Here is a 12,045-nt window from a genome sequence, read left to right as displayed (position 1 = left end):
TATTCGTGTATTCGTGGTAAAAAAGTTGGGCTGGCGAGTCTGCAACTTTGCTGGCGCGAGTTGCAACTCATGCCCACTCCAAAAGAGAATCTTTATATTATTTCCTAAAAATCAATTTTGAAATACGATTATTCCCCGAAGCGAAAGCAAGGCTATCATTTACAAATTCAATTGCGAAAAAGCCTTCTTTTGAAAGAAGTTTCCAGTTTTTGCCGCCGTCGCCGCTAAAGGAAATACCGGGCGAGCCGATGGCCACTATCCCCTGCCCTTCCGTTCCCGGAATATATTTTACTGAAGAACGATACCCGGGTTCTTTGCCGTTGGCAATCAGTTTCCAAGTTTTGCCGCCGTTTTTGGTGATGGCCTTATTACCTTCGTTAAAAGATTTGTTCTCCCAATTGCCACCGAAAATGATTCCATGCTGTTCATCCCTAAAATCAATGCTGTAAATACCCGTCATCGCCTTTCCTTGAACAATTGGCGTATCAAAAACTTCCCAAGTTTTTCCTTTGTCGCCCGTGTGCATTACTCGCGATTTTCTTCCTCCGGTCGCAACCCAAGCATTGTCGCCAAAAATAGCGATGTTGCTATTGCTGGCCGCAAAAGCTGCTTCTCCTCTTTCCACTTTCGGCAAATTGTCGCACGGCAGTTTTTCCCAAGTGTTCCCACCGTCGCGAGTGATGATTATGGACATACAATCTTCCACGGGGTCGCCAATGGCAATGCCTTCGTTTTCGTTCCAAAATTTCATGGAATCGTAGAAAACCTTTTCGCCTTTTTCGTTATAGACTTCTTCAATATTGGTCGCTTCGGTACCGTTAAAGCCAATTTTGTACAGCACTGCGGGATTGGAGATACTCAAAACAAACACCGCTTCCTTAGTGGCGGCGATGGAACGAAAATGCAGCAACGAATCGCCGTATTTTATGATTGCGAGCTTTGGCGTATCGCCGTCAATCAATCCTACCTTTCCTTTATCCGCGGCAAACCAAACCCTATTTTCATCCAACGGTTGGATGGCACGAATGCTCAGGCTATCAATAAATACGGGCGTAATTTCAACGGAATTGATTTCAATTTCAGTTTTCTTTTCACAGGAAAAAAGAAAAAGGACGAGTAACGTGGCAATGGCAAGACGCATAGATTCAATTTTTGGCAAAAGTAGTGATTCTAAAATTTCAAATGGGTTTTTGGGTTGTTGGGTTATTGAGTTACTGAGTTACTGAGTTACTGAGTTACTGAGTTACTTAAAGGCTATTTCCATTTCCATTTCCATTTCCATTTCCATTTCGATTTCGTATTTCGTATTTCGTATTTCAAAAATCTAAGTTTAAAAAGATACCTTTGCAATCGCAAAACGCAGAAAATGAAATTACACAGAAATTTAGTATTCGCCACCATAGATTCCCTTCACTTGATTTTTAACGAAAACAAGCAAGCGGACAAGGTGCTAAAAAATACCTTAAAGCGCGACAAGCGTTGGGGCGCCCGCGATCGTGCCTTTATAGCCGAAACCACCTACGACATTGTACGCTGGAAACGGCTCTATGCCGAGATTGCCGAAGTGCGCGAACCCTTTGACCGTCCCAATCTTTTCAGGTTGTTCACGGTTTGGGCCACACTGAACGGAATTGCCATCCCTGAATGGAAACAGTTTGAGGACACGCCAACCCGCCGCATAAAAGGGAAATTTGACGAGCTCTCAAAAATCAGAAAATACCGCGAATCCATCCCCGATTGGTTGGATGAATTGGGACAGAAGGAACTCGGCAAAAAGTGGGACAAGGAAATTGCCGCGCTAAACCAACAGGCCGACGTGGTGCTACGAGTGAATACCTTAAAAACCACGGTTGAAAACCTGCAAAATGAATTGGCCGACCTTGAAATAGAAACCGAAATTTTGAGCGGTTATCCCGATGCGTTGAAGCTGAAGGAGCGCGCAAACGTGTTCACAACCGATGCCTTTAAGAATGGGCTGTTTGAAGTGCAGGATGCGTCTTCACAGAAAGTTGCGGAAATCCTCGACCCAAAACCCGGAATGCACGTAATAGATGCGTGTGCGGGAGCGGGTGGAAAAAGCCTTCACATTGCCACGATGATGGAGAACAAAGGCCAATTGATTGCCATGGATATTTATGAAAACAAGTTGAACGAGCTGAAACGTCGTGCCCGACGCAACGATATTTTCAATATTGAAACCCGCGTGATCGATTCCACCAAAGTGATAAAAAAGCTGATCGATAAAGCAGATAAGGTGTTGATCGATGCTCCTTGCTCCGGTCTGGGCGTTTTAAGAAGAAATCCGGATGCCAAGTGGAAATTGCGGCCTGAGTTTTTGGATAATATTCGCGCCACACAAAAAGAATTGCTGGACAGCTACTCCCGAATGGTAAAACCGGGCGGGCAGTTGGTTTACGCCACTTGCTCCATTCTTCCTTCGGAAAACGAATTGCAGGTAAAGGATTTCCTGGCCCGTGAAGCCGGAAAAGATTTCACACTGTTAAATGAAGAAAAAATAATGCCCAGCAAAAGCGGATTTGATGGATTTTATATTTCTTTGCTGCAAAAAAAAGATTAATTTCAAAATACTATTAAAAAATGAACAAAATATTTACCCTATTTCTTTTATTAAGCCTACAAACCCTTTTTGCCCAACAGCCTTATTATGATGATGTTAATCTTTCCTTAACTGGGCAAGACTTATATTTTGCCCTGCAACAAAAAATTGAAAATGCAAGCACATCTTTCAATTATGGCGATACACGTGATTCCATGAAAATCACAGATGAAGATCCCGAAAACAATAATAATGTTTTGTTGCTTTACGGTTATGACAATTCGGGAAGTTGCACTACAGACCGAAGCCGCGACAAGGATGATTTTGGAGGTAGCAGTTGTCAATACAACCGCGAACATACTTTTGCCCGGTCAAACGCAAATCCTTCGATGGGAAATGTAGATAATGGCACTACCGGAATTGGTGCAGATCCACACAACATTCGCCCAACTGACCAGCAAATGAACAACAACCGCGGAAGCAAGAAATTTGCAGATGGCTCTGGGAACGCTGGTGATGTAGGAAGTGGATATTGGTATCCCGGTGATGAATGGAAAGGTGATGTTGCTAGAATAATGATGTATATGTACACCCGATATGGCGATCGTTGCAAACCTTCCTTAAACGGCAATGGGGCTTTACAAGGCTCTACAGAAATGCTACAAGTTTACTTGCAATGGAACGCTGAAGACCCTGTTACAGATTTTGAAGACCAACGAAACCCGTATTTGGAAAATTTTTACGGAAACCGAAATCCTTTTATTGACAACCCATATTTGGCAACGCTTATTTGGGGTGGCCCCGCTGCAGAAGATCGCTGGGGTTTAATTGGAACCGAAGAATTTATTGCGGAAAATATTTCAGTGTATCCAAATCCAACTTCTGAAATTATTTGGGTTGAGGACAATACCTCCTTTTCTGTTAATAATTATTCAATATATGATATTTCAGGAAGACGAATATTGTTCAACACTTTCAATTCTTCTGAAAAGAAAGTGGATGTTTCAAATCTCAACAGTGGAGTCTATCTTTTAGAATTGGTCTCTTCTGAAAGAAAAATTATCAAAAAAATTGTGGTTCAATAAAAAAATTGAACAATATAAAGAAAGAGCGGGCAATGCCCGCTCTTTTCATTTTTGGATTATTTCAGCGAATAATTTATTTTACAATAATTCGTGCCGTTTTAAAAGATTTGGTGTATTGGCCACCTACCCTTACAAGATAAACTCCACTTGCCGCTTCCCTCATATCGAGCTTTGCCTTAAAAGAATTACCTATCTTATCTAGCATCTTCACCTTAAGTTGTTGCCCCAGCATATTATAAATTGCTAAATAAGCTGTTCCCTCATATGCTGTTATAAAGTTTATTTCAAAATTTTTGTTGTTTTCTGATGTAATTATCAAATCCCCTTTGCTGATTGAAAAGTCATTTACACCAAGTGTTCCAATATTTGCGGTATAGTCTTCAGTTTCTCCGAAGCTGGTTTCTTCACAGGCGTCTGCCGGCACTTGGCCATTCCAATTGGTCTTTGCACGCATTCGGTGCGGGCCCATTGCTACTCCTGGGGGTACAACCAAATCCATTGTAACTGTATAGGTTCCCTGTCCTTGACCAGAGGCAATCTCTACATTATCAACTACAACCTCATCTGCAGTAAACGTGGAATCATCATTAAAATCAATCCAAACTTTCACAAATTGATCGCCATAGCCAGTGGTTATGGTCAATTCATTTGTGCTATCCGGTGCCAAATTGGCTACAAGGTTGGTAAAATCGCCATAACCTTCACAAGCTGAAGGATTATTTATTTCTGCAACTGAAAATAATTGAAAACCATCACCAAATTCACAGTTCAAAAAGGGCTGGCATAAAATGTTTTCTATTTCGGTTGTAACGGCATCATTCGCAGCATTGGCATCACCTGCCAAAGAAGTTGAGACAGTTACGTTATAAACACCCAGCGCTGTAAAATCTGCTGTTTGTGTAAAACTATAGCTCATCTCCTGTTCGGAATCAATAGGTCCCATAAAGGTTTCAACCACGGGCGTACCACCATTTATAACATACTGTACATTAAAATTTGATTGTGTATTAGCCCCAAAGTTTTTTATCGTTGCAGTGATAGTTTCGTTGCCCAAACCTGAACCAGATATTGGCGCTGTAATCTCTAAAGCTCCAACATCATTCGCCAAAAGATGTGTGATATCTTTTGTGAATGGATCATTAGCAGGAAATTCGTCTCCCGCCAGATTAGATTTAACTTGAATAGAATATGTTTGTCCGGGGTTTGACAAGTCAATTGTTTGAGAAAAGGTATAGTTTGCCGTCGAACCTGCAGCTATACTCCCCGAGAAAGTTTCAGAAGCAATCAGGTTGCCGTCCACACGAAGTTCCAAAGGAATATTTGCTTGAGCCGCAGTTCCGAAATTTCGGATGCTTACCTCAACTGTTTCGGCATTTGTCAAAATTCCATTTTCCGGTTGAATTAATGCGTTAACACCTACATCTTTAGCAAAACCTCCAGACAATGTGAATGCAGCAATTTGGGTTCTCCAGTTGTTATCTGATGAAAAATATTCCGCTGTGTGCCAAAAAGTGAAATTATCCGGATCTAAAGTTAAATGTGAATAGTCACCAAATCTATTGGTAAACGTTTGTACGCCAGCACCAGGAATTATTTCAGTCTCGGCAACTGTCATTTGACCAAGTGGATCTCCGTCAAATCTACCCGTATAGCGTATTCCCGCTTTAAGGGAGCCACTGGCTATGTTAAATGCAAGGCCAATATTTCCTGCGGCATCCATTCCCGCACTTCCCATAAAGCGACTATTTCCATCCGCAGGTGCATAGGTGCCTTCTTGAAATATGGACCAAGGGTTTGAAGCGTCATTTCGAAGTTCAATCCATCGAATGCCGGAAGTGTCATTGCCATCAATATCTGTATTAAAAGTGATTACCCAGCTATTGTGACCGGCGAAGCTTCTATAGTTAGGCGCATAAGATATTATACCCCCAATCATATCAATCTTTTGGTTAGTGCCTGGTTGGGCCACATCACCAGACCCAAAAGGAGCAAACACAGAATTAAAAGGAGCGGTCGGTATTTCAAGAGGTGCCGATATTGTAGAATTACTTGTTGTGTTCCAGTCAAGATCAATTTCCCAAACTTTTAAATGGTCAAAAGTAACCCCCGACCATCCATCATCTTGAAGATATGTTACATATCCAGGAACATCTGCAGGATAAGTGGTCCCTAATAGGTTTGCCGGTTCTGGACTTAAAACCGTATTTGTGTTTTGGGTAGCGCCTGGAAGCGGAAAGCCCACAATCTTTGGATTAGCTCCCCCAGCCAACATTACATCTCTTTCAACCGCATAAACCTTATTTGTTGTTCCAATATTGGCTGTTAGATAATAAGCGTCGTGCCAAACGCTATAATGGGGATAATCAGGAAAGCTTCCAAAGGTATATTGATATACATTGTAAGCACCCGTGGGATCATTTGTTTCAGAAACGCCTATTGCAAGTGAATTGTTTAATGAACCAAATTCACTAACAAACCAACGGTCTGCCAATTGATCGTAAAGCACAATGGGATCTCCGGAATTGGAACCAATTCCTAAAAATGTTCCCAAAGCTACGGGGCCAACTACAAGATTGCCCGTTTTGTCAAAAATCTTTACGATAGAGTTAACCGCATGAACGTAATGGTTGGGTCCCGCTGCTCCAGTAGGATCGGGCGGAACAAAACCTGACTCTGAAGAGGAAGCCCCTATAAAATTTTGTTCAATCGCCCTAGTTTGGATATTTCCAAAGTTCTTTTGAACTGTTTGGTCAATACCCATGGGCAAGGCATTTGCATTTACTTGTTCGTGATAGCGTGAACCGTTTTGTACAATTCTGATTTCCTTAATAGTTTGATCAAGATTTTCTTCTTGAAGGGCAAAATCCCTCAATGGAATTGTTTTTCCTATAAAAGTTCCAACAATAACTTCGTCTGGCGGAAAAGTTTCCTGGGAATATGCTCCCAGTCCAAATAGCATACAGGCTACAAATAGTAGTTTTTTAAGTTTCATGGTTTGATTTTAAAAAATTGAAGAGGAAAGGTAAGGCATATTCCTTAATTATTAATTGTTAATAACCAGAAGTTTATAATAAATTGAGGACTCATAAATCTTACATTTTTATGTGATTAAAAATCCTTCAAAATTGGTTATCTTTGCACCTTCAAAAAACATCAAATATTCAAAAGGATGATTCACTTTTTCGGGAACGTTGAAAACACTGTTTTTGGAGTCCAGACCCAGGGAGAAATTTCAGAAGAAAACATTAAAAAGTTGGAATGGCTTTTCGGCAACCAACCTAAAATAAAGCAATCCGTCCTGTTTACAAACGCGACGGATTTTTTTGTTGGGCCACGTGCCGCAATGATTACGCCTTGGAGTACCAATGCCGTTGAAATTACCCAAAATATGGGCATTGATGGAATTATCCGTATTGAAGAGTTTCACAACCACAAGATTGAAAAAGGAACTTTCGATCCTATGCTTTCGCAGAAATTCAACCAATTGGATCAGGATATTTTTGACATCCACATTCAGCCCGAACCTATTTTGGAAATTGATAATATTTCCGAATACAACCAAAAGGAAGGTTTAGCATTAAATTCCGAAGAAGTTGAATATCTTGAAAATCTTTCCAAAAAACTAGGACGAAAACTTACAGACAGTGAAGTTTTCGGCTTTAGCCAAGTAAATAGCGAGCATTGCCGCCACAAAATTTTCAACGGCACTTTTGAAATAGACGGCAAGGAAATGCCTACTTCCCTATTCAAATTAATAAAAAAGACTTCAGCTGAAAACCCGAATGATATTGTTTCGGCATACAAGGATAACGTGGCATTCGTAAAAGGCCCGAATGTGAAACAATGGGCCCCAAAAAGTGGCGACAAGCCTGATTGGTACGAGGAAAAAGATTTTGAAAGTGTAATTTCGCTTAAAGCGGAAACCCACAACTTCCCAACAACCGTGGAGCCCTTTAACGGCGCGGCAACCGGAAGCGGTGGGGAAATCCGTGACCGCTTGGCTGGCGGTAAAGGTTCCTTACCATTGGCGGGAACTGCGGTTTATATGACTTCATATTCTCGGTTAAATGAAGAGCGTCCCTGGGAAAAAAGTATGAAAGAACGCGATTGGCTCTACCAAACGCCGCTTGATATATTGATTAAAGCCAGCAACGGAGCTTCAGATTTTGGAAATAAATTCGGACAACCCTTGATTGCAGGTTCTGTACTTACGTTTGAACACGAAGAGGATGCTCGCCGATTAGGCTTCGATAAAGTGATTATGCTGGCTGGCGGAATCGGTTACGGAAAGGCAAGCCAGGCCATTAAGGACAAACCGCAGGAAGGCGATAAAATTGTAGTTTTAGGCGGTGACAATTACCGTATCGGGATGGGCGGTGCCGCGGTGTCTTCGGCAGATACGGGGGAATTTAGCAGTGGTATTGAATTGAACGCAATCCAACGGAGCAATCCCGAAATGCAGAAACGCGCCGCAAACGCCATCCGCGCAATGGTTGAAAGTGATGAAAACCCAATTGTTTCCATTCACGATCACGGCGCTGGTGGGCACTTAAATTGCTTAAGCGAATTGGTGGAAGACACGGGCGGAAAAATTGATTTGGACAAACTCCCCATTGGCGACCCTACCCTTTCCGCAAAGGAAATTATGGGCAACGAAAGCCAGGAACGCATGGGCCTTATTATTGGCAAAGAGAATATCCAAAAACTTCAAAAAGTGGCAGACAGAGAGCGCTCACCCATGTATGAAGTAGGCCACGTTACCGGCGATAGACGCTTCTGCTTTGAAAATGAAAAAGGTGAAAAGCCAATGGATTTCGCTTTGGAAGATATGTTCGGCAGCTCGCCAAAAACCATAATGAAGGACAAAACCGTAAACAGGAATTATAAAAATGCTGCTTACGAAGTTTCCAGCATAAAAGAATATTTGGAGCAAGTGCTCCAATTGGAAGCCGTGGCCTGTAAGGACTGGCTTACCAACAAAGTGGACCGTTGTGTTACGGGCCGCGTTGCCAAACAGCAAACCGCAGGACCGTTACAACTTCCATTGAACAACTGCGGCGTAATGGCGCTGGATTTCCACGGAAAGGAAGGGGTTGCAACGAGTATTGGTCATTCGCCATTAACGGCTTTAATTGACCCTGCTGCCGGTTCGCGCAATGCCATTACAGAATCGCTTACCAACATTGTTTGGGCGCCGTTGAAGGATGGTTTAAAAAGTGTTTCCCTTTCCGCAAACTGGATGTGGCCCTGCAATAACGAAGGCGAAGATGCCAGACTTTATGCCGCCGTAAAAGCCGTTTCCGACTTTGCGATTGATTTGGGAATCAATGTCCCCACTGGAAAAGATTCGCTATCGATGAAGCAGAAATACAAGGATGGCGAAGTAATTTCTCCCGGAACCGTGATTATTTCTGCCGCGGGAAATTGCAATGATATTCAAAAGGTTGTGGAGCCTGTTCTGCAGAGAAACGGAGGTTCTCTTTATTACATAAACATTTCGCAGGACGATTTTAAACTGGGCGGTTCCTCTTTTGGACAGATTTTGAATGCCATAGGAAATGACGCACCAACGGTGAAAAGTGCGGAATATGTAAAAACCGTTTTCAACACGCTGCAGGAATTGATTCGAGAGGAAAAAATCCTTGCCGGGCACGATGTGGCCTCGGGTGGATTGATTACCACTTTGCTTGAAATGTGTTTTGCAGATGTGGATTTGGGAGCAGATTTGGACCTTTCAAGTTTAGAGGAAAGTGATTTGGTGAAAGTATTGTTTGCTGAAAACTGTGGCGTTGTCATTCAAGCTTCGGATGATGCTTTGGTTGAAAAAATGCTTTCTGATAATAAAATCGATTTCCAAAAGATTGGAACTGTTTCAGAAAGTGATTCCCTTTCAATAAAAAATAACAATAAAGAATTAGAATTTTCTATTTCTGAAATGCGCGATGCTTGGTACAATACTTCGTATTTATTGGACAAAAACCAAAGTGGCGAAAGACTGGCAAAAGCGCGTTTTGATAATTATAAGAACCAACCGTTAACTTTTGAGTTTCCGAAGGATTTCACTGGAAAGTTCTCCCCCAAACCCTCCAAAGGAGGGGAGCGGCCAAAGGCAGCGGTAATCCGCGAAAAAGGCAGCAACAGTGAGCGCGAAATGGCCTATATGATGCACCTTGCAGGTTTTGATGTAAAGGATGTGCATATGACCGACCTGATTGAAGGCCGGGAGGATTTGGAAGACATAAAACTATTGGTGGCCGTTGGAGGTTTCAGCAATAGCGACGTTTTGGGTAGCGCAAAAGGTTGGGCAGGCTCGTTTTTGTACAACGAAAAAGCGAACACGGCCCTAAAGAATTTCTTTGCAAAAGACGATACACTTTCCCTGGGCGTCTGTAACGGTTGCCAGCTTTTTGTGGAGCTCGGCCTTTTAAATCCCGAAGATGATGAAAAGCCGAAAATGCTCCATAACGATACAGGCAAGTTTGAATGTGTGTTTACTTCGGTGAAAATTCAGGAGAACAATTCCGTGATGCTATCTTCAATGGCGGGAAGTACTTTGGGAATCTGGTCTGCACACGGGGAAGGGAAATTCAGTTTTCCAAAGGCGGAAAGCCATTATAAGATTGTAGCGAAATACGGCTACGATGCGTTACCGGCCAATCCCAACGGCAGCGATTTCAACACGGCGATGATGACCGATAAAACCGGAAGACATTTGGTTATGATGCCGCATTTGGAGCGTTCTACTTTTCCTTGGAACTGGGCGTATTACCCAAAGGATAGAAAAAATGATGAAGTTTCGCCTTGGGTTCAAGCCTTGGTCAATGCCCGGGAGTGGATTGAGCAGAAGTAATATTTTCGTTTAGTTTTTTTAAAGAAATTATTAAGGGCCACCGGAGGATCTTCCAGCTTGGGCACGCGTTGCAAATGCGCGCCAGCTTGGGGCTTTACAATTCAGGTAATTGCTTCCAGTTTTCAGGGTTATAGCTGTTCTCTATTTTTTCAAGGGCTATTATTCTTTTGGCTAGACTGCGCATAAGGCCGGCGTTAGCTTCATTATTTACAATAGACGCAATAACGTACTCCCGAAGGTTTGGGTGGGTTTGGCGCATCTGTTGCACGTGTTTGGTCAACTCCTCTTCGGCCATTATCACCTGCTGTTTGACCAACTTCTCGTCAAGAATGGCGTCCTCATATTTATCAATTACACTGTCATAGGTCTTAAACGCTTCCACGGTATCCAGTATGTTGCCACCGCCCTCTTCTGGAGGAAGCTCGCCCAGTTGTTTAAGTTCGCGCATAATGGCTGGCTGGTCAAGTGCGGGTTGCGAAATGAGCCATTGCTGAAACTCTTGGACCGAGCCTTCGATTATCAGCTTTAGTAGTTTTTCACGGTATTTCATAATAGCTATTTGTCTTGATGGTAGTATGGTTTTTCCCGTACATACTTTTTATGTTTAAAACAGTATTCCATACAGGGAGGAACTTGCTTAATCGTGGATACGGTCGGCCTATTTTCATTATTAAACAAGTGACTACTATTTTTTGGAACGGGATTAGTGCTTTTCATAGGATACATTGTTGCCCACAGTTATTCTCCATTCAGTTTTTCATAAAAGTCTTTAAATTCAATTTCTCCGGTATAATCTGGCAAGTCAGATTTATTCTTTTCTTTTGAGATAATTTTGAGTTTGTCATCTAATAAAATCGCTTTAGTGACTCTATAAATAATTTCTTTTTTGGGTTTCTCAACCAATATAATTCCGATTTGATTTGGAAGGTCACTTTCTTTTTCATTCACAGTTTGATTTTCTGTTATATAACCATATCGCTTTTCACCGTTTGGTAGAAAATATTCATATCTAATTGATGCTAATTTTTTGCGGTTAGGAATGTCACTGAAAAGAATTTTTAAACTAAAGTTATTATCCAATTTCATTTCACGCTTAACATCTTTTAAATCCGCATCATAATCATAAACAAATTGTATTTTAATGTTTTTTTCAGACAATTTTGAGTTTTTATCAGTTCTGAATTCAAGTTGATAGTGTTTGTTCTGATTTTTGTTCGAAAATATAAATCGTGCGTCATTTTCAACAACTTCGTATTGGTCAGAAAAAATTAGAGTATCATTTTTCCTTTCCCAAGTTCCATAATATTCTCTCCAAGTTAAGCAACTTGACCACGACGGAAAACTTCGAAATTCAAATTCCGTTTTTGATGTTAGAGTAATTTCGCTTATTCTTTCATCCCAATCTGATACAAAGTCTCTAATTGTATCCTTTGCTCTTTCATTATTCACAAATGATATTGGTGTTTTCTGTCCAAAAACAGAATATCCAATCAGTAGTGAAATTAATATTGCAAAGTTGTTTTTCATAATTGTGGGCAACGTGTATATATACG

The 12,045-nt window shown here is 41.5% G+C and carries 7 protein-coding genes; 3 read left to right on the top strand and 4 right to left on the bottom strand.

The window, feature by feature from the left end; translation table 11 throughout:
• Positions 1-97: 97 nt before the first annotated feature.
• Positions 98-1,141, bottom strand: a complete 1,044-nt coding sequence (locus LS48_RS06270; protein ID WP_062621105.1) for a WD40/YVTN/BNR-like repeat-containing protein — start codon at positions 1,139-1,141, stop codon at positions 98-100.
• Positions 1,142-1,366: 225 nt separating this feature from the next.
• Here LS48_RS06270 and LS48_RS06265 point away from each other — a divergent pair, with 225 nt between their 5' ends.
• Complete coding sequence (locus tag LS48_RS06265) at positions 1,367-2,578, top strand: RsmB/NOP family class I SAM-dependent RNA methyltransferase (protein WP_062621103.1); 1,212 nt, start codon at positions 1,367-1,369, stop codon at positions 2,576-2,578.
• 20 nt (positions 2,579-2,598) lie between these two features.
• Positions 2,599-3,642: an endonuclease gene (locus LS48_RS06260; RefSeq protein ID WP_062621100.1), complete on the top strand. Its 1,044-nt coding sequence runs from the start codon at positions 2,599-2,601 to the stop codon at positions 3,640-3,642.
• Positions 3,643-3,715: 73 nt separating this feature from the next.
• Here the strand turns inward: LS48_RS06260 and LS48_RS06255 are convergent, their stop codons facing one another.
• Positions 3,716-6,634, bottom strand: a complete 2,919-nt coding sequence (locus LS48_RS06255; protein WP_062621098.1) for a GEVED domain-containing protein — start codon at positions 6,632-6,634, stop codon at positions 3,716-3,718.
• 132 nt (positions 6,635-6,766) lie between these two features.
• On the opposite strand from LS48_RS06255, the gene purL reads away from it, so the two are divergent.
• Entirely contained in the window at positions 6,767-10,492 is a 3,726-nt protein-coding gene (gene purL, locus LS48_RS06250) for a phosphoribosylformylglycinamidine synthase (protein WP_262480965.1), read from the top strand.
• 94 nt (positions 10,493-10,586) lie between these two features.
• Here the strand turns inward: purL and LS48_RS06245 are convergent, their stop codons facing one another.
• Both LS48_RS06245 and LS48_RS06240 read right to left on the bottom strand, forming a co-directional pair.
• Entirely contained in the window at positions 10,587-11,042 is a 456-nt protein-coding gene (locus tag LS48_RS06245) for a hypothetical protein (protein ID WP_062621093.1), read from the bottom strand.
• A gap of 188 nt (positions 11,043-11,230) precedes the next feature.
• A complete protein-coding gene (locus tag LS48_RS06240) occupies positions 11,231-12,019 on the bottom strand; it encodes a hypothetical protein (protein WP_062621091.1) in 789 nt (262 codons plus the stop codon).
• Positions 12,020-12,045 lie beyond the last annotated feature (26 nt).

The sequence above is a fragment of the Aequorivita aquimaris genome (assembly GCF_001573155.1).
Taxonomy (GTDB): Bacteria; Bacteroidota; Bacteroidia; order Flavobacteriales; family Flavobacteriaceae; genus Aequorivita; species Aequorivita aquimaris.
The sequence above is the reverse complement of the archived record's forward strand: the minus strand, read 5'-3'. Positions and strand labels throughout refer to the sequence as shown.